Below are 25,891 nucleotides of genomic sequence, written 5' to 3' on the forward strand. Positions count from 1 at the left end.
TATAAAATCAATCGATGGCTAAAGAAAAATCCTCATACTGCCGTGTTAGATACGGACTATAGTAGGGATCATTTTGTAATATATCGCCCCATTTATGCTGCATAAACCTCACCTCACTCTCAAATCGAGCCCGTTTTTCCGGGGTATCATCCTCTCCCCGACTTAATGATTCATGGTGGTAGAGCTCTGCATAAGGCGTCCAAAGATTACGGTAACCCGCCTCTCTCACTTTAAGACAGAAATCGACATCGTTAAAAGCAATTTTCAAATTCTCCTCATCTAGCCCACCCACCTGTTGATAGATCTCTTTTCGAACTAATAGACAGGCAGCGGTAACGGCAGAGCAGTTTTGTACCAGATTTAGTCTATCGAAATAGCCTGAGCTCTCTTTAGGAAAATACTTATGCGCATGACCAGCCACCCCCCCTATTCCTAAGATAACCCCACCATGTTGAATGGTGTTATTACTATAATACAGCTTAGCTCCGACACAGCCGATATCGGGACGCATCGCATGACTGACCATCTCAGTAAGCCAGTTTGAGTTAATCACTTCAATATCGTTGTTTATTAATCCAATAACCTCCCCTTTTGCATACTGTACTCCTAAGTTATTGAGCAGCGAGAAGTTAAACGGTACATCATGACGATAGATCGATATATTTTTTTTCTCGGTTATCTGCTCAAAATAATGCAAAGTCTCCTTTTCAACACTACCATTATCGATAATAATAATTTCATAATTTTCATATATTGTCTTAAATAAAAGAGACTCTATTGCATTTTTTAGAAGATTAACTCTATCACGAGTAGCTATAATTAATGATACTAACGGTAATTTATCAGGAAGTGGCCAAATAATATGATAGCTATTTATCGCAATCCCCGCAGTCACCCGACCCGTTTGGCTATATCGACCATTAAAATAGTCACTCAAGGCCTTAATACCCGCACATTGAGTATATTGCTTTGCATCAGGAGATGCTGCGGTTGACTCTTCATGACTACGCCAGTGGTACAGTAGATACGAAATATGCTCTATCTCACTATCGTCTATCTGCTGCAATGTTCGTAAAATCAGATCATAGTCCTGACTCCCTTCAACGCCAGGACGAAACCCGCCAATTAACTCTATGACGCGACGCTCTATCGCAACTAAATGACCTAAATAGTTGTGTGAATAGAATAGATCCCGATTCCACTCCGATTTAAAATGGGGCTGGTAGAGTCCCCCGTCACAACTGACTTTATCCTCATCACTGTAGAGCAGTTTGACTGTTGGCCTCTGCTGAATTACCGTTGCCAAATGGTAGAGTGCATCGGGTGTCAACTGATCATCATGATCGAGTAGTACCATATAGTCTCCAGTTGCCAGCTGTAATGCACTATTAGAGGCTACTGATATGTGGCCATTTTCAGTACGAAAAACCACTTTAATCCGGTTATCTACCTCCTGATATCGGGTTAGTAGTGTTCTAGTTGCTACATCGGTAGAGGCATCATCCGCTACACAGAGCTCCCAATAGGGATAGACTTGAGCTAAAACTGACTCAATACACTGCTGCAGATAGTCCGCTTTAGTATTATAGACCGGAACAATCACTGAAAATTTAGGCGTCGCGTTAGCTGCTGTTAGATCTGAGATTTGCTGTAAAGAGGGCTGCTGCTTGTTAATAAATTCGCGCAGCCAACTATCTAAATCGAAAGGGAGCTTTAATACTGGCAGTAGCTGGCTATCATTAACTCGAATAGGATGGAAATTTTCCAACTTAGCAACCCGAGCTTGCTGTAATAACTCTTGATACCAAGGATACTTAATCCTACAACAGAAACCGCTATGGAGATAGCTCTTGCCAAACTGCTTAGCAATATCGACTCTAGGCAGCCATGCCACCTGCAGTGTTAACCAACTGTCATTAATATTGAGCCATAAATTAATCGAACTATTGCCTCGGCGCTTAACCCAACCGTAAATGGCGTTCGCCTGAATATCTTCAACAAAACCGTCACTACAATAACTAGCTGCATAGGCTGAAAAACTTTGCCGCTCTAGCGCATCTGCTGCAATGATTAAACTATCGTTGTTAGCATATAACCACTTAAACCGTTGCTTATAACGGGCAATAATATAATATTGCCATGGCAGCAAGGCACAGACAAACCCGCCATAACTCCACTCCTCTCCCAATTTATCAGCCACATCACTGCGTTGATACCACTCTGGCTGCAACGGATATTTTTGACCAAACAGGGTTAAGGTGATGGTGATCTTTTCATCGGCTCTTCGCGCAACCCAGCCACTCAGAGCATTAGGCTGCACCGCCTCAACATAGCCTTCCCTTACTCTACGCAACATTGGGCTCGGATGCTATCTAGCGCATTAACAAGCTGCCGACTCTGTTCCGATCGTGCATAGCTTAACGGCATTAAATGGTAACCCTCTTCTAGTTGGCGTAACCGTTCAGCAATGGCTCCGATATCAAAAGCGATCACCGGATAGCCTGTTGTGAGTGCTAGTGATAAGGTATAGCTATAGGTTTCAGGCCACACCGAAGGGAGCCAAACATAGTGGGGATTAAGTTGAGCTAACATGTTCGGCCCATCCACCTCCTGATAGCGCCCGGTAATGACAACCCCCTCCTGTCGTAGTAATTTATCATCCATGGTATAGCCCATCACAGTCAGGCGTAGCGGTAGCTGCTGCGCTCTAATCAATCGCGCTAAATGCAAAATAACCAAATAGCCCTTTATCGCCGATACCGCTCCTGGAATCACCAAATGCAGCGGCTCGTTATGACTCAGCTTAGGTTGTTTAAAGTTAAGTGCATTAATATCGATCTCTTCATGCGGCGTAGTGCATAGACTCAATTCAGAGTAGTAGCGTCTTAACCGATTGGCAACATCTTCACTCGGCACATTAACACAGTCGGCCTGCTCTAATATCGGCTGATGCAGCCGCCGCCACCAGCCAATATCGGTTACTGCAAAGTCGGAACCGAGCTGAGTTAAGCATCGATTACACCCCATCTCATCCGGTTCACCACAATAATAACCGTTACGATCATGCAGATTGATACGGGGACAGATCACTTTATAGTCATGAATATTGACCTCTAGCCGCAGCTGGTACTGTTGGCACCACTGTCCGATGCGTGTCGCCATATCGGGTTGAAAATCGGTCAGACCATGGCTATGAATTTCGCTAATTTTAAACCGCTGTAGCAGCTCAGCTATCGCACTATCATCACTAAAGACTACCTCTGGCATAGAGGGGGTGTTTCTTACTAATGGGTGAGAAAAGGAGCCGGTTTGCGCCATTTTATGTAGAGGACGCAAAAAAAAGACTCCCTTATTCAACGACATCAGTCGTTGTACATCTTCACTAATATGACGCTCGGTCCCTCCGCCTCGATCATGAGAGATAATCAGAATATTCTCCCGCTTACAGTAGCGCTGTAACCGAGCCATATCGATTGCATAACGATAACGCAGCAGAGGATCAGCATCAATAAAACGGGCCACATCACGATGATAGCGCGGAAAATCGCGCCGAATACGCCGCATCGCTACCTGAATTCGCTTCTCCCGCTCTCCCTGAAACGAAACCGCCCCCCAGTGACGCACAAAAATATCGGTTGCAATGCGGTTTTTATAACCTGCGACGATAGCCCGCTGACAAAAATCGTTCTCTTCGCCATAGCCTCTGCCGTAGCGTTTGACATTAAATAGGCCAATACGATCTAATACCTCACGCCGAATATAGAGACAAAAACCAACTCCGGTAGGCGTTTCAACCGATGCCCCCCGATTCACCTGCTCCATTAGCTGATCTAACTGACCATCTTCCAACTCTAACTGATAGGTATTGTCGTGTAAAAAACGGGGGTAGCTGCATATTGTCGCGTTATTAGAGATCGGCGTTACCGTGGCCGTGTGCGGCTGCTGCGCGTGATCATAGAGCCGATCCAGCCAACGATCAAAGACTTCAATATCGCTATTTAACAGCACGACATCACGCTGCTGATGCTGCTCCATGCCTCTATTTACGGTAGCAACAAATCCAAGGTTACGCGGTTGATTAATGAGGGTAAAGAGGCCGTCATCTGATAGTTGTTGCAGTGTATCGGCTAACTCACTATCCGGGGTGTGATCATTAATAACGATTAACTCATAGTCGATCGCCGTAGCCGCCTGCAGCACACTAGCAATAGCGCGTAAGGTCTCAGTTTTACCGCGATAGATCGGCATAATGACATCGACAACGGCACTCCCCATATTTTTACGCGGTACAAGGTTTTGCCACAAGTGACTATCGGGCAGGGGTAGCTGTAATCGACACAACGGCTGCTGTATCGTGGCATCATGAAACGAAATCATGGTATCACGATTATGGTAACGCCCCTGCTGCAGATAGTGGATGAGCGGATTTACACGCTGGCGAGCGACATCGGGGTTGGTATCAAGATAGTAACGGCTGTCAAACTGGGGTGACGGGGCTCGCCCCTCCTGCCCACCATAGAAGATGAAGTGCCACAGTGGCTCTACTCGGCTCTGAACAACATCGCTATTTCGGGCTATATAGTAGCTTAAATCAAACCAAGGACTCGGAGAGAGGCTGCAATAGCGCCCAACCCAAAGATAGTGCAACAGGCTGTTGCTGCGTTTAACCCAAAAGTCACTACGGTGGCTGCGGTAGTAGCTGGGATCAAACAGCAGGTGAGGTCTTCGCCCTTCACGATCGCCATCGCGCACATAGTGTTCTAACGGTTCGACAGCAGCACTCTGCACATCGGGATTCTGCTTCAGATAGCTCTCGGCATCAAACAGACCACTGCGCTCAATCTGTCGCTGCAGATAGCGATAGTAGAATCGACGGCAGCCACACAGATGGGTGATAATTTTAACCAGCCATAGCAGCGCTATCCGGACTGAACCGACAGCAAACCGTAAACGCTGTATCACAATAGCTTAATGGCTAATAGTGCGGTTAGAGATCGAGCACAACTTTAGCACTAATGGCCACCTGATAGATAATCTGCATCATATCCTTCCAAAACTGGCGCGATTTTAGCTCAACCCGAGGCAAAACCATGACCTCATCACCGCTTTTGATTAATAGCTGTTTACCGCTATCGCTATAGGTTGAAAAACTACCATCGCTATGGGCGATCACAATACGGGAGGTATCGGCACTTTGACTATACCCACCGGAGAGATCGATATAGTCATCCAGCCCTAGAACTGCATCATAGGCGATAGCATTTGGATAGAGCACTTCCCCACTCACCAACACCAAGCCATCTTTAGTCGGAATACGAATAATATCGCCACTCTCTAGGGGAAGCTCCATCAGTTGGCTACTTCTGGCAATCACTACCTGCCCTTTAGGTTCAATGTCACGCGCGAGCTGTATCCAGCGTAAAATTAATTCCGCTTCATTTTTACGCAGCTCTGCTTCAGCCGAAGAGCCGGAGCGAGTGGTGAGAATACGGGTCTCCATTCCATCAAGAGCCCGATTCAGACTCTCTTTTTGCCGCTCAGCTACACTGTGGCGAAACAGTTGCGGATAGTATAGGTCTGAGCGGCTGTTAAACTCAATTTTTGCCAACAGCTCCCCCATTAGGGTACCACTTGGCAAGACATACTCCTGTGGGCTGTTATGAGCACCCTCGACTCTTACCGAGATAGTTCCAGCCTTTTTATCTGCCGTCACCGCTACCACATCACCCGCATAAACCACACTCCCCTGTAACCCCTCTAGCGGCAGATAGTCAACATTAGTCGTCATGCCACTGTTACGGGTAATCCGAATATGGGTTGCCACCGGCTCGGGTCGGGCTAATGAGAGCAGCGCATCGAGGCTAAATTGTGATGATTTAAACTCAAACTGCTTCGGGTTCTCAACCAGTCCGGTCACCTGTACTACCTTTTGCCGTGGTGGTACAAAGATTACATCCCCCGAACGGAGCTGATAGTGAGGCAAGACTCCATTTACCAAAAAATCGTAGAGATTAATCTTTGCCCGAATCTGGTTACCTCGTTTAATCTGAATATCCAAAAAGGTACCCCGCTCGGTATCGATCCCCCCCGCTTTATCGAGATAGTAGAGCACACTATCCATACTAGTACCACCGTAGGCACCGGGTCGGTTAACATAGCCGCCGACATAGACCTGTAATGGCTGGGCTGCTGCTAGGGTGACATAACTAAAGACATTGGCTTTAAAGGTTCGTTTAATCGCTTTTTCAACAAGCTGTTGCAGATCACGATTAGCAACCCCCTGTAGTTTTACCGGCCCGACATGAGGAATAAAGATATTCCCCTGCAGATCAACATCAAGCAGGGTATCGATTTCAAACCCGCCCCACATTCTTAGCTGCACCCGATCCCCCTGATGAATCACATAGTCAGGATTAAAGGGAGTCCCCTCTTCTGCTGCAAAGGCACCGGTAAAGAGCTGTGCCCCAAAGACATCGCTCTCAAGATTATATTGGTAATCCTCCTGCTGCGGTAGTAGCGGCACCCCACTCTCTGTCGCAGTAGCAGTATCGATTGCTGTCCTAGGGGGAGGAGAAGATAACCCGAGCGCTTGATTCACGCCAAAAAGGTCATTAGCCGTAGCGACCGTGACAACCAGAATAGGTAACAGAATAGAATAGGCGAAAGGTTTTACCATAACAATTAATCCTGATGATCACGAATGATAGATAACATTAACTCAAAAATAGCCGCTAAAATGAGTGCCGCTAAGGTAAAAGCGAGGCTATTATATATCCTCTCCGGCATCAGCGGATATTGCGGTGAGGTCGGGCTCTGCAAAATAGAGACCTTTTTCAAGGTACGGGTCGCATCAATGCGCCCCTTCTCTAGGGCCACTAATGCCGTCCGATAGGTATCCTGAGCAAACTCATCCATCAGTTTCAAACTTTGGTACTCCTGTACCGTCTGATTCAGCGCCTCCCCACTACTAGAGGCGAGGCGGCGCTTCTCGGCAGCGATCTGCTCCTTAACTGACTGGATCTGCATATCGGCCTCGACGACAGCCGAGGCATCTCTGCTGAGATAAGCTAACATGGTCGAACGCTTAGTATTTAACTCAGTTAACTGTCCTTCAAGTTTATTAATCGTCGCCGCTAGACTCTGTACTGTCCCCTCCGGCGAGACCATCTCATTGCGGTTCTGAAACTCCAACAGCTGCTGTCTAGCGGCGAGTGCAGTAGCTTGGCGCTCATCTACCTGCTGCTCTAAAAAGGCGACCTGTTCACGCGCTAACCGATGAGCGAGCAGATTCATATAGCGCTCACCATCCTCGACTAAACGCGATGCAATTGCTTTAGCCATCTCCGGCGTATAAGCCTGTGCCTGAATCACCAAAATCCCCGCCTCTGGGTCAAATTCAATGAGAGTGCGATCCTGATAGTGGCTATGAAACCACTCTATCGGCGCATCCGCCTGCCACATCCGCGAAATAATATCATACGCCGGATCACTATAGTGGTGGCGCAGGTCAAGCTGTTCATCTAGTAGCAACAGCATATCGACAGAGAGCAGATAGTCCATTAACAGCAACTGCTCAGTATTGCTAATTGAACTACTACCCGTCAGTATGGCGCTAAAATCGACACTCTGCCCGCCACTCATATCGGTACGCTGAATCACGATATGCGCTTCAGAGATATAGCGATCTGAGGCAATAAAAGCCCAATAAGTAGCAACTAAAATTGAGGCGATCAGCGCTAAGCGAAACGAGTTTTTTTTCGGAATCCACTTCATGGTTAACAATCCTTAGATAATGCTATGAGTCTAACCTACTTTTTTGGCTCTATTTTTTGCTTCGATACAGCTATTATAGGCCTCAAGTGCATCTTCAACTCGATCAAACCACAACACCTTGCCCTGAAACAGAAAAATACCAGCTTGGCAAAACTCTTTTAACTGCTCTTCAGCGTGCGACACCATAATCAGACTAGAGCGCCCCATCAAATCTTCAAATGCCTGTTTAGCTTTCTGCTTAAACGCCTTATCGCCGACAGCCGTCATCTCATCAGAGAGGTAAACATCAAAATCAAACGCTAGCGACAACGCAAAGGTGAGCCTTGCTTTCATACCACTGGAGTAGGTGGATACCGGCTCATAGAACGATTTACCAATTTCAGAAAAGTCCTGAATCTGTTGTAAAACATCGGCCATACTCTGCTCAACACCATGTACTCTGCAGAGAAATTTGGCATTTTGATGCCCACTCAATTTAGGGTGTAATCCTCCACCAAACCCTAACGGCCAAGAGATACGACAGTTACGAACAATTTTACCTTGATTAGGCTGCTCTAAACCGCCAATCAGACGCAATAGTGTCGATTTACCGGCACCATTATGGCCAATGAGTCCCACATTAACCTGTGCCGGAATAGTTAGAGTAATATCATCCAATACCCAAGGCCCGGGGCCTTTAGCGGTAATATAGCGTTTACTGACTTGCTGTAGTTCAATCATCGCATCAAAATCTGCTGCTCATAACGACGAATTAATAGCAGACCAAAAAAAAAGCTGCCAACGGCCCACTTAGCCAAATAGTCTATCTCAATCGGCTCGAACGGCAGATAGGGATCGGCAAAACCGTGCCTCACCGCTGCCACACCATGCATCAAGGGGTTGTAGGTCAAATATTCGAAGACTTCAGGAATATTTTGAAATCGCTCTAAAGGAAAGATAACACCTGAAGTAATAAACAGCGGTCGATGCATAAAGTCGAGAATTTTAGCCACAAACGGCGACATGATCTTACAGACCGCATGAACCATAGCATACCCTACCCCTAACAGCGCCATCAGTGCTGCCGCCTCTATAATTGTTAATAGCGTATCTGGAAAGATATCAAATTGAAACAGCACCCAACTACCCAGCAGAATCACTATAGCAACAAGCAGTTGCAGATAAATCGACAAAAACCCTTTAACCAGTATCGTATCGACGACTTTAACCTGCCGATAGGCGATAAGCTGCTTATTCGCATTAATCGCATTAGAGGCCTGATTCGCAGGCAACTGAAACAGATAGTAGAACAGCACACCAGTCATAATCCAGACTTCAGTCTCCATCCCCTCGATAATTCTCATTCTGATAAAGGTAAACATTAAAATCAGAAAAATAATTAATAGCAGCGGATTAACGACTATCCATATCCAGCCATACTCCCCCTCTTTAGCGGTAAGAACCTGCATCGCCTCGCGCAAAAAGAGTGCGCGCCAGACTGCCCAGGTCACCTGCCACTGTGTTCGTGTATTATTTTGAGTCAAAGTGTAGGTCTGTTTTTTTAACCGATAACTCAGTTTCGGTGTGTTCTGTTATCGTCTGCTCAACACGACACTGCAACTTTTGTAGTTGTGTTGCATACTTCTCAAACATTTGCTGAATGTTATAGTGGTTTTCAATATGCTGTCTCGCATCGCGACCCTTTTGTTTAACCTCTTGTTGATGGCGTAATACCCAACTGACTAGAGGCGGAATATCCTCACTATGTTTAAAATAGCGGGCACACTCTGCGGCTACCTCCCGATTAAAAAGGTTATCGTGCGCTATCACCAGATTGCCACAACTCATCGCCTCAAGTAGCGACGGATTAGTCCCGCCAACGGTATGGCCGTGAAATGCTGCTAAAGCAAAATAGCGCAACGACTGCAGATGATCCCGAAAATAGATAGCACCAATAAAACGAATGCGGTGACCACTATAAGCGAGAAGCTTACGCACATAACTATCATGATTAGAGACATCACTCACCACCACTAAGGGTAACTCGGTTTCACTCTTCATAAAGCCTGTTACAATCTCCAGCAGACTATTTTCGGGTACAGCTCGCGCAACCATAATAAAATATTGATTAGGTTGTAGATCAAACGGATCTAAGTGGCGTAACTCGGGCAGAATCGGTGTCGTATCGGTACCATACACAATAGTCTCAAAGCTCGATATCGCGCCATATCGTTGGGTTAAATGGCACTTAATCTGCTCCGAATCGCAAATAACTTTATCAGCAATCGATACCGCTCTGCGCTCCATCCACTTAAACCAAAGCTGACCATACCAAGGCCACTTCGCTCGCGCCCACTCTAAACCATCCATATTAATCCACACCAAAGCCCCCTCTCGTTTCGGTGCGGCGCAAAAGAGCGCGGAGCCATAGCCGAGCATGTAGATTAAGTCGTATTTTTTACGACATTGGCGCAAGGTTAGCCAGTCATAAATTAGAGACGAAGCGGTACCTAAAGGGGGGACACGAATATATTTTAATGCAACCCCTTTATAGTTATCCGGCCCCGGAATAACCCCCTCTTCGCAATAGACAGTCACATGAAACCCACTATTCACCCAATACACAGCTAAATCTTCGGCGAAAGTCTCAAAACCGCCATAGTGAGCCGGAATACCACGAACCCCCACAATCGCAATACGAAACGGTTTAAGTGAGTCGCCTCTACTCTCTGCAATAGTCTGTTTCAATTTGAATTATTATTACCTAATATTTTAAATCAATTTAGCTGCAATAACTGCCGTTCTAGCAAGTCGAGTTGACGAGATAGTTGAAAACGGCTCTGCCAGCGCCGATAGCCCGCCTGAGCCAACTGCTGTCGCCAATGGCTATCGTTAATCAGCCGCAACAACGCTACCGCCCAGTGCTGTTGCGTTGTCCGCGCCACCAACACACCACTCTCATTCGATACCACTATATCATTTAAGCCACCAACCGCCGATGCAATCAAAGGTTTAGCCGCAGCCATCGCCTCCACCGCAACCAACCCAAACCCCTCAGCACTCATTGAGGGCACGGCTACAATATCGGCAGCGGCATAAACTGCGCCCATACTAGCACGCCAAGGCAACAAGGTAAATCTTGCTGCCTTGGTGCTCCTCGCAATCAGTTGTTCTAACTGGTGGCCATAGTAGGACTGATTCGGCGAGACAGAACCGACAAAGACAAACTCAATCTCTAAATCAGGAGATAGAATACTAATATAGTTAGCTGCCCTAATTAACAGATGCTGCCCTTTACGCCAGCTCAGCCTACCGGGAACCACAATCGTTAGCGCGGTAACGGAGAGGCCTAGCCTCTTTTTAGCGACCAAGGGATCGAGTAAGTTGTTATAAGGCGCTACCCCGTTCCAAATGACACAACACTTCCGCCTAGCGATAGTATCAGCGGACCAGAGTGACTCTCTGACCGCTTCAGAGACACAGATGATGCGCTCACTCCAACCCAAAATCAGACGGCCCGCCCAACAGCGCAGCCAGTATGGCCCCGGCACCACCTCATGCAGGTGCCATAAGTGTCGGATACCGCGATAGCGAGCCACCACCACACCACTGAGTGTCGCTAGTGAGTTACTGTAGATGATATCGGGCTGAAACTGCTTAACCGCACGATTTAGCTGCCACACGCTACGCACAGCTTCCAACATAAACGGCAGCCATAGCCTCGGCTTTTTCAGACCCGAATGGAGACGCCATACCGGCTCTATCTGATACTCAATCGTCTCCTGTTGTAGCACTTTAGTTAGCTCCCCTTCTGCTGGTAAAAGCACCTTTAACCGATACCCCCTCTGTTGCAGATGGATAAGTAGCCCAAGCAGTACCCGATCCGAGCCATAGAGCTCAGCCGACTGATGGACAAACAGAATCGATGGCTTCATCGACAGCGCCACCAGAGTCGCAAACGGTACCACTGTTGATAGCAGCGGGTCAAAAAGCGTTCAAAGCGTGTGTGGTTATAGATCACGCCTAGCGCCTGAATCATCTCTAGCTGTTTAGCCCGATACACATCGCTACGATAGGAGAGCTGCGCTTCGGCCAGATTGTGTTGTAACCGGCTCTGCAGCAGCCATACAGATGGATAACGGCTCTCATACTGCCGCATGAGCCAAGAGTCGGTACCATAGACAAACAGAGCATCAGGGTAGCACAGAGAGGAGAGAAAGCGGCCACTTAGCGTCATGCCACTATTCATAGCGACTAGGCGCCGGCTACTCACTACCCCAACGGCATTAGCCATCGACTGTGAGTGATAACCCCGTGCGCCCCAACGCCTTCCCGGACTCATTAGACGGTTACTGCTCCAAAGCTGTGGCAAAATCAGCGGCCACTGCTGTTGCATCGCCTCATTCATTTCGTGCCAATAAGATTGTGGTATAAGCGTATCTTGATCTAGCAGGGTCAAATAGTCTTCAGGCGTTATATAATTAGCAATAACATGGTTATAGGCAGCGGCCAAACCCCAATTTTTACCCGGCACGATATGGATCAGAGAGTAAGCCGCAAAATGGTGCTGCAACCACGCTCGCTCCTCTGCAGTAACGGTAGAGTTACTCCATAACAGCAGTCGCTGATTCGGATAGGGCGGCTCAGGGGCTAGCGACTGCAGCGCAGCGCTGTGCCACAGTTGACAGTGGTAACTCACTATCAAAATAGTGTGGTAGCGCATACGCTAATGGGTTATCGCTTAACGAAACCGCCAGTAAGCCTCCCGTAACCGCGGCAAAGAGCGTTCAAGCACCACCCCATCAAGACGATCATCATCCAAATAGCGACCAGCGATTGAGACCTCAGTCACCGGCTGCTGTAGTAATAGCGGTTTTAAGGTATTGTTACCGTCACCAATAAAGGTAGTCTGTACTTCAATTTCAAAGGCGCTATCACCATGCACTTTAACCGGCCCGACCTGCCAGCTACGGCGGCTATCGAGTGGTAGAGCAACTTTAAGCGCCACTGCGCGAATATCAAAGTCATCTTTATAGGTCGCACCAACACTTAAATCACCAAACTGACGAGTTAGGTCGAGTTGTATGCCCCGATCCTGATAGAGAAACTGCCCGGCAGTTAGCTCTATACGACTAGCCCACTCTGGCCATAAGTAGCGGTAACCGATTAACCAACTATCCCCCTTATCGCCCTCATCGTAACCATAAGGGGAGTCACTGCTATCGCGATAGGGCTGGTAGTGGCCTAACTGTAGCCGCAGACGGCGATATTCGCTTTGGCGCCAAATCGTCTCATTAGTCAGCAGATAGAAGTCGCGCCGCGCAATACCCAATGAGCTCTGGTTATACCAGTCACGCTCTAACTGTAGCGTCTGGTTCAGGGTTAACTCTCGCAGACCGCTTTGTAAACGATAAGATTCAAATAACTGATTGTCATCAAAGTTACGACTATGGTGCAGCGGCACCTCCCCCTGTAACGCTAACACTGCACCGTGCCATAGCGGCTGCAATAGGGTCGGTCGCAATGATAGAGAGTAGTCATACTCACCGACCTCAGTACCGATACGGTGCTTTAACCCGCCCCGAAAAGCAAGTTCTGACAGCGGCCAGCTATCTTTCGCAGTGATAAGCCAATCGACCTGTAATGGCCACGAAGCGTTCGCCGGCATCACCTTTAGGGTCAACGAGGGAGGAGTTCGGGTCAGACACTCAACAGCTCGGCAGTCACTCAGTTCAAGATAGCGACGATACTCATTTAACTTAACCCGAATATCCCATAGGGCGATGCCATCACGCTTTACCCTAAGCCAGAGCCAGCTATAGTGAAGCGAATCGGTCGTGGCGACCGCTCCTAAGAGTAGCCCTAGCGCATCGATAGCGTTACGATCAAAGCGGTGATCGGTTAACTCAATCACCAGTGTCTGCTGTTCAACTTCACCGACATGAAAGCGATAGCCGTAGTCGCGCAGCCTTTTAACCAATTTAGCGAGCACAGCAGAGGGCGCAGCTTTAATACTTGCAGCACCGGCATTACTCTCGGCACGCTCCTGCTGCTGTCGCTGCTCTAACCACTGGCGATAGGGGTTAACGACGCTACTCTTATCGTTAGCTCGACCCGATTGTGCCATTTCATCACTACGCTCAAAAGGCAACGAATGATCTGGCCGCTCTATCGCTGCTGTCGTGGTGTCGGTCATCACCATCGCATTGCGGTTTTTATGCAGTGAGGTGGTAAAAGTGAGAGCTAACGAATGTTCATCAGGACGGTTGCCATCAAAAGCTGCGGCCATTAAGCCAAACTGCCCCCACGATAACCACTGTTTAGGCGTTTCGGCTCGTAGCGCCAAACTATACTGCTGTGGCTCATGCTCCGCTAGTAGCGCGAGTGACGGGTGTAGCTGCCACTCTGTGCCGATGTAGAAGCCACTATGAATATCACTATGACGATAGCCGCCGATAAACTGCCAATCATGCCATCGCTTAGAGAGGGTTAAAAAGGTGGCGTTAAACTCAGTCGCGTTACCGGCTCCGCCCAAATCCCGTGCTACTAGTGCAACAGCCGGCAAGGTACGGCTCTCTTGATGTAGCTTAATTTTCAGGTTAGCCGACAGGTCATTAAGCAGCCGATCCTCCTGCCAGTTAAGTCGCTCTAAAATCGATCCTTGCGGATAGCGCCGCTCCCGTGCCGAGTAACGAGCCATATGGCGTGCCGTTAACTCAAAACGGTTAAACAGTCCTAACTGAAACATCCAGTTGCGCCCCTTTACCGCTTTAACTCGATGCTCCATATCGTAGTCGAGCTGATTGGAGTAGAGTAGTGAAAATTGACCGTCAGTAGCGGTTTCAGCGTCGGGTAGGTTAATTAAACCGCTATAGCCCTGGAGGGAGATGGCTGCTGTCACATTGAGGGAGAGTGATAGCAGACTACCCAAAAAAATCAGATTAAGCTTTTGTTTTAGCATAAAATTAATTCAAAATCGCAATAAAATATTAACTCTCTAATGCACGTACGATTTCAGCAGCGATATCCATTGGTCTCGGTAGGGTCGCAACATCAAACTCATCTAACTCATTAGGGAGGGGATCGTAGAAGAGTATATCATCTTCTCTGCCTAAATATTCACGCGCAATGTAGCCATAATCTTCCTGATTCGCTTCAATTAGGGCCATCGCCATCTCTCGTGACAGCAGAGTAGCGTTACTCTCTGAAGGGATATCTAAATGATACAGATAGTGCATAATTTTATGGTAACTTTTATCACTCATCGTTGTTCGCTGCACCACATCCATAATTTGAATCACATAGGGGGATAGGCTACGATTGATCGGTTGAGTTATTTTAGTTGTATCAATAGTCTGGCTTTCGGCACCAATTGTCTGCAAAAAATCGGAAAAGATATTAGGCAGATTTTGTTTTTTTTCATAAGGACGAACTAAAATATGCTCTTTACCAAAGACATTAGCCCACTTATCTATCAAACTGCGATAATTACTATACACAAGTCTTCTGCGATGATGAAAGCATAAAAAGGCATTAATCCCTCGTTGCCACGGAGGGTTCTGCCTAGACTTTACTGCCTGATTATACAGGGATAACCACCAATGATCATGACGGCGCAAATAGATGACAATAAACACTTCATAGGGCTCAAAAAACTGTTTTACCCTCTCTATTTCGCCAGGTAAGACGAACATTTCTGAACTAATAATAATTTTTTCAGGTTGAAATCTCTCTTTTTCTGCCTGAAACTCATCATATAGTCCTTTAATATCTATAGTTTGCGGATGTTGTTTTTTGCTTTCATGAATAAAACCCATCGCATAACTAAAGTGGTAGTGAGCGATATGATCACATCCTGCTTTAGGATAGAGAATTTTATGTTTTAATAACGGCTTACGGTTGTTATGTAAGAACTGTTGTATTGCCGTGGTACCGGTTTTATTGGTTCCGATATGTAAATAGATCTCGGGTTGAGATTTTTTCTTGTTAAAAAGTCCCAACAACAACGCTCCTTAAACACTTTTTAAACTGATATGATAAAAAAAGCCACCCTCAGTAGAGGGTGGCTTTTGAATTAGATTTTTATAAAATTAATATCTAGTTTCCAGCTCCAGTTACGACAGCACAAGTACGGGTAGCTGTATCAAAAATACCACCACGCGCCTCACAGGCAGTCTGTAACAGAGTATTAGCTGCATTAGTTGCAGCATTAGTAGTACTTGTCGTTGCTTGCTCTAATAGTTGCTCATCATCAATAAACTCATCCAGATTTTCAGCTAACTGTTGCAGAACTTCATCCCCTATTTCCTCTAGGGTTACGACCGATTCAACAATGACAATAGCTTCACTTTTACCAGCCTCACTTAGGATATTTTCAGAGTTGGTGACAGCGTCATCAACAGTCTGCTTAGCGGTAGTTTGAACATTGTCAGCTGTAATTGCCCCACTCGCAACACCACTCGCCACATCCGATTTAACTTTAATGACAACAGCAGCCACTTTTTTAGCGACATTTACCGCATCTGTAGCTGCATCTCCCGTTCCTTCTTCGTCATCAGTCGCTTCAACAGCCTCTTTAATCACGCTAGCTGTTGCTGAAAAGGTGGAAGCTTTAGCCTGAACTTCTGCCGGAACAATCTTTTCCATGAAGGTAGTATCAGTCAGTTTATCATCCAGAGAACGCGCCGTCGTACCAGTCAGCTCAGCGTTCTTCTGCTCGGTCACAGCCTCTTGGATCATCTTTTTAAAGACATCATTCATAGCCGCTTTAGTTTCGGTAGTAGCTGTCGCATCATCTATGCCCGAGTCGGTTTTGGCTTGTTGCACCGACTGTTTCACTATTTCAAGGATAGTCACAATTTTAGCGGCTGCTTTTTGCACACTTGGGTTGGTTACAGGATCCTTTTTCAGATCCTCTATAGCTATCCCTGTCATAGCAGCAATTGACGCCTCAGCCTGTTGATTTAACTCTTCATCCGAGAGTGTCTGCCCTGTAGCTTCCGTCTCTGCTTTAAGCTGCTCTTTAGCGATCGACACCATGGTAGTGATGGGGGTAACGGTAGAGCTATCCGCTCCGTCACCACCATCTGCGTGGTTATCACTTTGCATATCGGCAATCTCTGCACCAGTGATTGAGTCAACACAATCGATAGCCCCGACAGGTTTATGAGTTACTGTACCGTCCTCATTAGTCGTTGAAAGCTCCCCTGTGAAGGTATATTTCCCCGGCGTCCCTGTTGCTAGCGCCTTTTTCTCACCAACAGTTACGCTGTTACACTCGGCGTAAGGATCAGAGACGATAATGGAGGAGAGGGTAACCCCTGACAGAGTCTCTTTAACCGCAGCCACTTTTGCGTCTTTTTCAGCATTTTCCAGTTCTTCCGAAGAGACTAAGTCGGTAGAATCTAGCTGAGTAACCGTATCCGTCGCGGTATCCGTCGCCGTATCCTCAGCACTATCGCTATCGCTAGAACAGCCCATCGCCAGCGCAACGGAGAGCGACAGCAGCGACACTTTAGCCAAAATTAAAAAATTATCATTGATTTTCACAACACTAAACTCCAATTATTTCAAATAGATAGTATCATCAAAGCAGGCACTGCTCCACACATAGTAGCCCCACCAGCCAATTCGTTTAGAGTCTAAAGTACCATGTTTTGGTAAAATTGCAACTTTAACTTTAAGATATTTCGATTGGGGCGCGATTCAAGCCGTGCTTTTTATGCCTCCATTTCATGACAGCCGCCCCAATGGCGGGCCTTGTTCATCGTTCCGTCAGGCTTGCGGTTTCTATTATTCCCCCCTCCAACCCCCCCCAGCGGGGGAGGGTTGGGGTGGGGGCAAAAAATGGCGAAACGATGAACAAGGCCCAATGGCGATTCCACTCACCATTTTCACGGCAAACATGCAGCACAATCATGGCATCTGCATGATGGTCTCGCCGCCATGCCTCCAGCTAGTTTCAATCGTTCCTAAGTCACATAACGATGCGCACTTTCAATTTCGCCCACGCCGACTTGGAATCAATTGCTGCAAACGGTTGGAGAGGGAGTGCAACCCGCCTCCCACTCCCCAAATCAAGCTCGCAACAACTCACAGGCCAACTCCTCATTTGAGGCCTCCATATCCAGCGGTATATTTGGAAAACGCTTCTGCTGTTCGCGTTCGATGCTTTGTTCATCTCTTCGTCAGCTCCCCTCCACCCCCTTCCCTCTAGGGGAGGCGGAGAGGGAAGGCGAGGGAGTCACGCCTCGTGAGGGTAACGAGACGATGAACAAGGCCTGCGAACGATCTGATCCTATTTATTCCGAGGCTAATCGTGGGTTCACTTGCGTTACGGCCTACTATGTTGCTGCGTGTCAACTTACGACATTGTGTTACCACAACACTGCTTACTCATGCTACCGGGATGCTCCGGCTAAATTGACTCTCGGTTTTCCGGGCACAGGCTTTCACTGTCGTTGTTAAGGGGACGGTGACATTGTAACAAAATTTAATTCGTCTCTGACCCCATTTATTTTTCGTTGTTGCAGGATGGCATTAAATGCAACATCAGGATTATCTAATTTAAACTGGCATTTACTACAAAAATTTGCACGCCTTTTTTTAAAAGCATCAGCAGTATTCCACCCTTTTTTTTGAACAAACGCCTCAGAGAAGGTTGCCATCGGGCAGTACTCACCCCGACTATCAGGATAGGGGTTATGGTGAGACAAATGCAATGCATGCCCTAACTCATGTACTGCATGAGAAAATAGGTTTTCGAAATACTCTTTTGAATCTATTTCTTTAAACTCCTTATAGCCAGTTGACACAAAACAGACTTGGCCTAACAACTCATCACCTAGGCCATATACGAACTTATTTTGTTGATAGAAAGCAACAGACGGATAAGATGTTATCCCTAACACAATCGTGTAGGGTTTTACATATCGTTCCAATGCTAAAATCAAATGCTCACCGATTAAAAAACCTTTAGAATCAAAAAAGTTAGTCACACTATAGCGGCTACCAAATCTTATTCTTGGCCCCAAAAAACCATATTTTGACTCTTCCCATGCATCACTAAATGAAATATTTTCTTTAGATTTAATAATTAGTTCATCAATTGCAATATTTTGCTTTATTTCATAAAAACGAACAATAGAGCTAAAGCTTGTAATTAAACTTTTACACCAATCTGCCAATCTAACTAAATCACCCAAATAGCAGATAGGGATAACCAATAATTTCATCGAACAATCACCTAATTAGTAGTAGAGTCGGCATCGCGACTGTGGGAGCATTATGTCTGCATGCTTAAGCCGGAGCATGGGAACCAGAAAAGCGCATACCGTAGATCGGATTAGCACGGTGTAACCCGACACCCCTAGCGCCACACCAGCCGCCGTGTACCTAGACTCACCACCGCAAACGACTTTAAATTCCACTCTACCGCCGGAAAGAGCTGCTCTAATGTCGGTTGATACGAGGCTAACTGCCGCTCGGCGTCATCTAACAGTTTTTTTACCGGTGCCAACTCAGCTAGCTGCTCTCGACTCAGTTCAGATAGCTGCTCTGCGCTCAATTTGAGATCTTTGAGTGACAGATATTTGAGCTCAAATAGCAGATCATATAGCGGTGCCTGGCGCTTATCGGGGCGAATTTCAAATAGAAGATCACTATAACCGCCACCTAAGGATAACTCTGAGCGCGGCAGGTAGTAGAGGTCATTGGTCAGCAGCAGTAGTAGCGTGGTTTTGAGCGTCAACTCATTACTCCAGCGCCTATCGCGATTATCGAGCACGCTATAAAAACGCTGTTCGATAAAGTCAACTAGGGGTTCAAATTCGGCCTCGGTATAGAGCTGTTTTGCTACCGCTTGCTGGCGGTTATTATCTTCATAGCCATTGAGTAGCTGCTGCTGAATTCGGTCGATATAGAGCGAGCGCACTACCTGATTCGGAATCGTCACCGTTAACTCGCCTAACAGATTCACCGACTCAATCGTCAATACGCCAAAATAGACCAGTAGTGAGATGATAAAGCTGGCATCAGGCGGATCGTTTAGCATCGCTTTAACACCAAAGTTTTGTGCAAGCTTGGCTACCCATAGCGACTGCTGCGGATTAAGCGCCGCTTCAATTACCTCTGTGCCGTGCGGTAGCGCGGCGATATAGCGTAGCCGGTTTTTGTCCATCGCTAAATTGTCATCTAACAGCTCATCAGGGTAGCGACAGCGCCGCTGCCAATGTTTCAAAAAGTAGAGGGTGAGGGTCGGGTTATAGAGCCGCTGCGTCTCTTCACGACAGAAGCGGTAGCCGTTATAGAAGTTTCGCATCATCGCCAGCGCCTCGTCTGCCGCGCTCTCAGGTAGCTGACAATGTTGCGCTATTTGGTGACACACCGGTTGCAACTCTTCAGCGGTTAAGCCGCACAGAGCATGAAATTCGGGCCAGTGGCTAATATTTTCGGCCACATTGTAGCCGCTGGTGATATCGCTCATCACTACCGGTGAGACGCCGGTGATAAAGACTCGCTCTAAGCCTAGGCCATCGGTCGCCGCTTTGACCGCTTTAAATACGGTTTTGATAACGCCTTCCCCCTCAACCAGCTCATTATAACGCTGCCGTCCCTGTTCACGACTGGTGAGCACCTCATTAGCAAAGTTATCGTACTCATCTATCAGTAGGTAGAGCGGAAAATTAAACCGTTTCGCTACAATAAGTAACTTTTCAAGTGAGCCCAGTCCATCGGTCTGGTCAATCGGTACCGCTTCCGGTAAAAAATCGTGGTAGCGCGCTGAAAAAAATTCGATTGAGTTATTAATGTGGCGATGAATGCGGCTTACCAGCTGCTGATAATCACCGCCCGGATCGATAACCGAAAAGTTCCATTTCAGCATAAAGTAGCGGTTACGGTTCGGGGTCGGGTTTTGCCCTATCGCTAAATCGCCAAATAGGGGATCAAATTGATCCGCTGCAGCGATGTCGTAGTAGCTCTCTAATAGCGTTAGCCATAGCGTTTTGCCAAAACGGCGCGGGCGTAGAAACAGCAACTGCCGTCCTGCCGCTTCTAATTCAGGTAAAAGATGGGTGCGATCAAAATAGAGTCCACCCTCCTCTCTGAGGGTTTTAAAGTGACCCAAACCATATGAGATATTGACCATGTGCGATCCTTAATTTACTCGTTCCCACGCTCCAGCATGGGAACGCAGATCTACCCCAAACAAGCGCTAGTATGAATTTCCACGGTGACCGTGGGAACCCAAAAAGCGCATACCGACACCCCTAGCGCCACACCAGCCGCCGTGTACCTAGACTCACCACCGCAAACGACTTTAATTTCCACTCTACCGCCGGAAAGAGCTGCTCTAATGTCGGCTGATACGAGGCTAACTGCCCCTCTGCGTCATCTAACAGTTTTTTTACCGGTGCCAACTCAGCTAGCTGCTCCCGGCTCATCTCATTTAGCTGCTCTGCGCTCAATTTGAGATCTTTGAGTGATAGATATTTGAGCTCAAATAGCAGATCATATAGCGGTGCCTGGCGCTTATCGGGGCGAATTTCAAATAGAAGATCACTATAACCGCCACCTAAGGATAACTCTGAGCGCGGCAGGTAGTAGAGGTCATTGGTCAGCAGCAGTAGTAGCGTGGTTTTGAGCGTCAGCTCATTACTCCAGCGCATATCACGATTATCGAGCACGCTATAAAAACGCTGTTCGATAAAGTCAACTAGGGGTTCAAAGTCGGCCTCGGTATAGAGCTGCTCCGCCACCGCCTGTTGACGGTTATTATCTTCATAGCCATTGAGTAGCTGCTGCTGAATTCGGTCGATATAGAGCGAACGAACCACCTGATTAGGAATGGCTACCTCCAGCTTCCCGAGTGGCGAGACATCCTGAATCGTCAATACCCCAAAATAGACCAGTAGTGAGATGATAAAGCTGGCATCAGGCGGATCGTTTAGCATCGCTTTAACACCAAAGTTTTGTGCAAGCTTAGCTACCCATAGCGACTGCTGCGGATTAAGCGCCGCTTCAATTACCTCTGTGCCGTGCGGTAGCGCGGCGATATAGCGTAGCCGGTTTTTGTCCATCGCTAAATTGTCATCTAACAGCTCATCAGGGTAGCGACAGCGCCGCTGCCAATGTTTCAAAAAGTAGAGGGTGAGGGTCGGGTTATAGAGCCGCTGCGCCTCTTCACGACAGAAGCGGTAGCCGTTATAGAAGTTTCGCATCATCGACAGCGCCTCGTCTGCCGCGCTCTCAGGTAGCTGACAATGTTGCGCTATTTGGTGACACACCGGTTGCAACTCTTCAGCGGTTAAGCCGCACAGGGCATGAAATTCGGGCCAGTGGCTAATATTTTCGGCCACATTGTAGCCGCTGGTGATATCGCTCATCACTACCGGTGAGACGCCGGTGATAAAGACTCGCTCTAAGCCTAGGCCATCGGTCGCCGCTTTGACTGCTTTAAATACGGTTTTGATAACGCCTTCCCCCTCAACCAGCTCATTATAACGCTGCCGTCCCTGTTCACGACTGGTGAGCACCTCATTAGCAAAGTTATCGTACTCATCTATCAGTAGGTAGAGCGGAAAATTAAACCGTTTCGCTACAATAAGTAACTTTTCAAGTGAGCCCAGTCCATCGGTCTGGTCAATCGGTACCGCTTCCGGTAAAAAATCGTGGTAGCGCGCTGAAAAAAATTCGATTGAGTTATTAATGTGGCGATGAATGCGGCTTACCAGCTGCTGATAATCACCGCCCGGATCGATAACCGAAAAGTTCCATTTCAGCATAAAGTAGCGGTTACGGTTCGGGGTCGGGTTTTGCCCTATCGCTAAATCGCCAAATAGGGGATCAAATTGATCCGCTGCAGCGATGTCGTAGTAGCTCTCTAATAGCGTTAGCCATAGCGTTTTGCCAAAACGGCGCGGGCGTAGAAACAGCAACTGCCGTCCTGCCGCTTCTAATTCAGGTAAAAGATGGGTGCGATCAAAATAGAGTCCACCCTCCTCTCTGAGGGTTTTAAAGTGACCCAAACCATATGAGATATTGACCATGTGCGATCCTTAATTTACTCGTTCCCACGCTCCAGCATGGGAACGCAGATCTACCCCAAACAAGCGCTAGTATGAATTTCCACGGTGACCGTGGGAACCCAAAAAGCGCATACCGACACCCCTAGCGCCACACCAGCCGCCGTGTACCTAGACTCACCACCGCAAACGACTTTAATTTCCACTCTACCGCCGGAAAGAGCTGCTCTAATGTCGGCTGATACGAGGCTAACTGCCCCTCTGCGTCATCTAACAGTTTTTTTACCGGTGCCAACTCAGCTAGCTGCTCCCGGCTCATCTCATTTAGCTGCTCTGCGCTCAATTTGAGATCTTTGAGTGATAGATATTTGAGCTCAAATAGCAGATCATATAGCGGTGCCTGGCGCTTATCGGGGCGAATTTCAAATAGAAGATCACTATAACCGCCACCTAAGGATAACTCTGAGCGCGGCAGGTAGTAGAGGTCATTGGTCAGCAGCAGTAGTAGCGTGGTTTTGAGCGTCAGCTCATTACTCCAGCGCATATCACGATTATCGAGCACGCTATAAAAACGCTGTTCGATAAAGTCAACTAGGGGTTCAAAGTCGGCCTCGGTATAGAGCTGCTCCGCCACCGCCTGTTGACGGTTATTATCTTCATAGCCATTGAGTAGCTGCTGCTGAATTCGGTCGATATAGAGCGAACGAACCACCTGATTAGGAATGGCTACCTCCAGCTTCCCGAGTGGCGAGACATCCTGAATCGTCAATACCCCAAAATAGACCAGTAGTGAGATGATAAAGCTGGCATCAGGCGGATCGTTTAGCATCGCTTTAACACCAAAGTTTTGTGCAAGCTTAGCTACCCATAGCGACTGCTGCGGATTAAGCGCCGCTTCAATTACCTCTGTGCCGTGCGGTAGCGCGGCGATATAGCGTAGCCGGTTTTTGTCCATCGCTAAATTGTCATCTAACAGCTCATCAGGGTAGCGACAGCGCCGCTGCCAATGTTTCAAAAAGTAGAGGGTGAGGGTCGGGTTATAGAGCCGCTGCGCCTCTTCACGACAGAAGCGGTAGCCGTTATAGAAGTTTCGCATCATCGACAGCGCCTCGTCTGCCGCGCTCTCAGGTAGCTGACAATGTTGCGCTATTTGGTGACACACCGGTTGCAACTCTTCAGCGGTTAAGCCGCACAGGGCATGAAATTCGGGCCAGTGGCTAATATTTTCGGCCACATTGTAGCCGCTGGTGATATCGCTCATCACTACCGGTGAGACGCCGGTGATAAAGACTCGCTCTAAGCCTAGGCCATCGGTCGCCGCTTTGACTGCTTTAAATACGGTTTTGATAACGCCTTCCCCCTCAACCAGCTCATTATAACGCTGCCGTCCCTGTTCACGACTGGTGAGCACCTCATTAGCAAAGTTATCGTACTCATCTATCAGTAGGTAGAGCGGAAAATTAAACCGTTTCGCTACAATAAGTAACTTTTCAAGTGAGCCCAGTCCATCGGTCTGGTCAATCGGTACCGCTTCCGGTAAAAAATCGTGGTAGCGCGCTGAAAAAAATTCGATTGAGTTATTAATGTGGCGATGAATGCGGCTTACCAGCTGCTGATAATCACCGCCCGGATCGATAACCGAAAAGTTCCATTTCAGCATAAAGTAGCGGTTACGGTTCGGGGTCGGGTTTTGCCCTATCGCTAAATCGCCAAATAGGGGATCAAATTGATCCGCTGCAGCGATGTCGTAGTAGCTCTCTAATAGCGTTAGCCATAGCGTTTTGCCAAAACGGCGCGGGCGTAGAAACAGCAGCTGTTCGCCAGCGGCTTCAAGCGCGTGCAGTAGTTCGGTGCGATCAAAGTAGAGCTGGCCATCGGTTCTTAACCGCTTAAAATCGCCTTTACCATACGGAATATTTACCATGTTTGCTCCTTACAATACCTTTTACTCGTTCCCACGCTCGGCCTTGTTTATCGTTTCGTCATCTGTTTAGAGTACTACCTTGATATTCCCAATGTCGCCCTGCACAAAACAGCAACCGACTGAATTAATTTAACTTATTCACTCTTTAACCCCCTATAACCCCATACAGATACGGCATTCCGGCTCTTTGGGATTTTGCGTGGCATAAAAACAAAAATAAAACAACCAGTTACAGCTATATATATTTTTTATGCACCATAAAAATAGATGATATTTCTGTGGTTCTCTTATTTTTGCGCATATTAATGAGTAGCACCGTTCAGCAGCATATCGATGATTGCCCCTACTCCGGCTAAATTGACTCTCGGTTTTCCGGGCATGGGCTTTCATTGTCGTTGAGTTATGACCCCTTTTGTTCTTTGGCCTGTCTATTCATAAGATCCTGCCAGTTTTGCACTCGCCAAGCGATTAAGACTTACCCTTTGCTCAGCCGCCGCCAGAGCAAGCTGACGATGCAGTTCAGGTGGAATACGCACTCGAAACTCTCCGCTGTAGTGCTTCTCTGACAACGGTTGCGGAATCAATTCACCAGTCGCCTCAAGATCAGCAACAACCTCGGCAACAACCTTTCGTACACCTGCCAGTGCCTCTTCTGGCGTTTCTGCCAGCCAACTCAGCGAAGGAAATTCGATGCACAACCCAACATGTTCACCATCCTCGGGAGACCATGTAACACGATAAGTGTAATGATCAAGACTCATTGCCTACCCTCTAGTTTGTCTATTGCCTGCAGCACCTGACGCACTTGATATGGCTTGGCCTTACCACCGGCGTCTTGAATATTAACTCGCGGATCACCTTGCCATGGCGTTTTGAAAATCATGTGGCTAGAGCCGCTCTGGCGTGGCTTACCAAAGTACGCTTCGCAGACTTTACGCGAATCAGCAAAACGGACATTCGAGGGCTCTCCGTAATTGTTCGAGAATTTTTTTGACTGAAGCCATATAGGCTATGGTGTCACTATTGGAACCACAAGTCAAAGGTAAAGCAAACTGCAACAAAGTGGATGTCCTTTGGTTGCAGCTTGGGTAATCTAGTGGTGAGGTTCAAATGCGGCTTCTATTTTTAGGCGATTTTCGACATCATCGGCTTTAAGTGCTTTAAGTTTTTGAGATTTTCTCTAGTCAAAAAA

17 protein-coding genes and 1 pseudogene are annotated in these 25,891 nt (G+C 47.4%); all 18 read right to left on the minus strand.

The features are described 5' to 3' along the window. Nucleotides 1-7: 7 nt before the first annotated feature. A complete protein-coding gene (locus D5085_02135; protein ID QEP42043.1) occupies nucleotides 8-2,356 on the minus strand; it encodes a glycosyltransferase in 2,349 nt (782 codons plus the stop codon). After that, on the minus strand, nucleotides 2,341-4,962 hold the full coding sequence (locus D5085_02140) for a glycosyltransferase (protein ID QEP42044.1): 2,622 nt from the start codon (nucleotides 4,960-4,962) through the stop codon (nucleotides 2,341-2,343). Before D5085_02140 ends, D5085_02135 begins: the two co-directional genes overlap by 16 nt. A gap of 25 nt (nucleotides 4,963-4,987) precedes the next feature. Then, complete coding sequence (locus D5085_02145) at nucleotides 4,988-6,676, minus strand: polysaccharide export protein (protein ID QEP42045.1); 1,689 nt, start codon at nucleotides 6,674-6,676, stop codon at nucleotides 4,988-4,990. 5 nt (nucleotides 6,677-6,681) lie between these two features. Continuing rightward, on the minus strand, nucleotides 6,682-7,773 hold the full coding sequence (locus D5085_02150) for a chain-length determining protein (GenBank protein ID QEP42046.1): 1,092 nt from the start codon (nucleotides 7,771-7,773) through the stop codon (nucleotides 6,682-6,684). Between the two features lie 30 nt (nucleotides 7,774-7,803). Next, entirely contained in the window at nucleotides 7,804-8,493 is a 690-nt protein-coding gene (locus D5085_02155; protein ID QEP42047.1) for an ABC transporter ATP-binding protein, read from the minus strand. After that, nucleotides 8,490-9,296, minus strand: a complete 807-nt coding sequence (locus D5085_02160; GenBank protein QEP42048.1) for a hypothetical protein — start codon at nucleotides 9,294-9,296, stop codon at nucleotides 8,490-8,492. Before D5085_02160 ends, D5085_02155 begins: the two co-directional genes overlap by 4 nt. Then, the gene (locus tag D5085_02165) at nucleotides 9,283-10,500 is read right to left on the minus strand and encodes a DUF1972 domain-containing protein (protein ID QEP42049.1); all 1,218 of its coding nucleotides are present in this window, start codon (nucleotides 10,498-10,500) and stop codon (nucleotides 9,283-9,285) included. The genes D5085_02160 and D5085_02165 overlap by 14 nt, the downstream gene beginning before the upstream one ends. A 29-nt stretch (nucleotides 10,501-10,529) precedes the next feature. After that, on the minus strand, nucleotides 10,530-11,687 hold the full coding sequence (locus D5085_02170) for a glycosyltransferase family 1 protein (protein ID QEP42050.1): 1,158 nt from the start codon (nucleotides 11,685-11,687) through the stop codon (nucleotides 10,530-10,532). Next, the gene (locus tag D5085_02175; protein QEP42051.1) at nucleotides 11,684-12,475 is read right to left on the minus strand and encodes a glycosyltransferase; all 792 of its coding nucleotides are present in this window, start codon (nucleotides 12,473-12,475) and stop codon (nucleotides 11,684-11,686) included. Before D5085_02175 ends, D5085_02170 begins: the two co-directional genes overlap by 4 nt. 18 nt (nucleotides 12,476-12,493) lie before the next feature. Beyond that, nucleotides 12,494-14,713 (minus strand): hypothetical protein, encoded by a 2,220-nt coding sequence (locus D5085_02180; protein ID QEP42052.1) that lies wholly within the window; start codon nucleotides 14,711-14,713, stop codon nucleotides 12,494-12,496. Nucleotides 14,714-14,741: 28 nt separating this feature from the next. After that, nucleotides 14,742-15,752: a hypothetical protein gene (locus D5085_02185; GenBank protein QEP42053.1), complete on the minus strand. Its 1,011-nt coding sequence runs from the start codon at nucleotides 15,750-15,752 to the stop codon at nucleotides 14,742-14,744. Between the two features lie 97 nt (nucleotides 15,753-15,849). Next, nucleotides 15,850-17,301, minus strand: a complete 1,452-nt coding sequence (locus D5085_02190) for a hypothetical protein (protein ID QEP42054.1) — start codon at nucleotides 17,299-17,301, stop codon at nucleotides 15,850-15,852. A 914-nt stretch (nucleotides 17,302-18,215) separates the two neighbouring features. Next, complete coding sequence (locus D5085_02195) at nucleotides 18,216-18,986, minus strand: hypothetical protein (protein ID QEP42055.1); 771 nt, start codon at nucleotides 18,984-18,986, stop codon at nucleotides 18,216-18,218. A gap of 134 nt (nucleotides 18,987-19,120) precedes the next feature. Then, nucleotides 19,121-20,899 carry an AAA family ATPase gene (locus D5085_02200; protein ID QEP42056.1) on the minus strand — a complete coding sequence of 593 codons (1,779 nt, stop codon included), beginning with the start codon at nucleotides 20,897-20,899 and terminating at the stop codon, nucleotides 19,121-19,123. Between the two features lie 121 nt (nucleotides 20,900-21,020). Further along, nucleotides 21,021-22,799: an AAA family ATPase gene (locus D5085_02205; GenBank protein ID QEP42057.1), complete on the minus strand. Its 1,779-nt coding sequence runs from the start codon at nucleotides 22,797-22,799 to the stop codon at nucleotides 21,021-21,023. Between the two features lie 121 nt (nucleotides 22,800-22,920). After that, a complete protein-coding gene (locus tag D5085_02210; GenBank protein ID QEP42058.1) occupies nucleotides 22,921-24,699 on the minus strand; it encodes an AAA family ATPase in 1,779 nt (592 codons plus the stop codon). Nucleotides 24,700-25,127: 428 nt separating this feature from the next. Then, nucleotides 25,128-25,460 carry a toxin-antitoxin system HicB family antitoxin gene (locus D5085_02215; GenBank protein QEP42059.1) on the minus strand — a complete coding sequence of 111 codons (333 nt, stop codon included), beginning with the start codon at nucleotides 25,458-25,460 and terminating at the stop codon, nucleotides 25,128-25,130. Further along, nucleotides 25,457-25,703, minus strand: a pseudogene (locus tag D5085_02220) (toxin HicA). The gene D5085_02215 and the pseudogene D5085_02220 overlap by 4 nt, the downstream one beginning before the upstream one ends. Nucleotides 25,704-25,891 lie beyond the last annotated feature (188 nt).

Source organism: Ectothiorhodospiraceae bacterium BW-2 (assembly GCA_008375315.1).
Taxonomy (GTDB): domain Bacteria; phylum Pseudomonadota; class Gammaproteobacteria; order Thiohalomonadales; family Thiohalomonadaceae; genus BW-2.

Coding starts and splice junctions, on each gene's coding strand:
- D5085_02135 (QEP42043.1), bottom strand. CDS start 2,356: ATGTTGCGTAGAGTAAGGGAAGGCTATGTTGAGGCGGTGCAGCCTAAT.
- D5085_02145 (QEP42045.1), bottom strand. CDS start 6,676: ATGGTAAAACCTTTCGCCTATTCTATTCTGTTACCTATTCTGGTTGTC.
- D5085_02150 (QEP42046.1), bottom strand. CDS start 7,773: ATGAAGTGGATTCCGAAAAAAAACTCGTTTCGCTTAGCGCTGATCGCC.
- D5085_02155 (QEP42047.1), bottom strand. CDS start 8,493: ATGATTGAACTACAGCAAGTCAGTAAACGCTATATTACCGCTAAAGGC.
- D5085_02170 (QEP42050.1), bottom strand. CDS start 11,687: ATGAAGCCATCGATTCTGTTTGTCCATCAGTCGGCTGAGCTCTATGGC.
- D5085_02175 (QEP42051.1), bottom strand. CDS start 12,475: ATGCGCTACCACACTATTTTGATAGTGAGTTACCACTGTCAACTGTGG.
- D5085_02180 (QEP42052.1), bottom strand. CDS start 14,713: ATGCTAAAACAAAAGCTTAATCTGATTTTTTTGGGTAGTCTGCTATCA.
- D5085_02195 (QEP42055.1), bottom strand. CDS start 18,986: ATGAAATTATTGGTTATCCCTATCTGCTATTTGGGTGATTTAGTTAGA.
- D5085_02200 (QEP42056.1), bottom strand. CDS start 20,899: ATGGTCAATATCTCATATGGTTTGGGTCACTTTAAAACCCTCAGAGAG.
- D5085_02205 (QEP42057.1), bottom strand. CDS start 22,799: ATGGTCAATATCTCATATGGTTTGGGTCACTTTAAAACCCTCAGAGAG.
- D5085_02210 (QEP42058.1), bottom strand. CDS start 24,699: ATGGTAAATATTCCGTATGGTAAAGGCGATTTTAAGCGGTTAAGAACC.
- D5085_02215 (QEP42059.1), bottom strand. CDS start 25,460: ATGAGTCTTGATCATTACACTTATCGTGTTACATGGTCTCCCGAGGAT.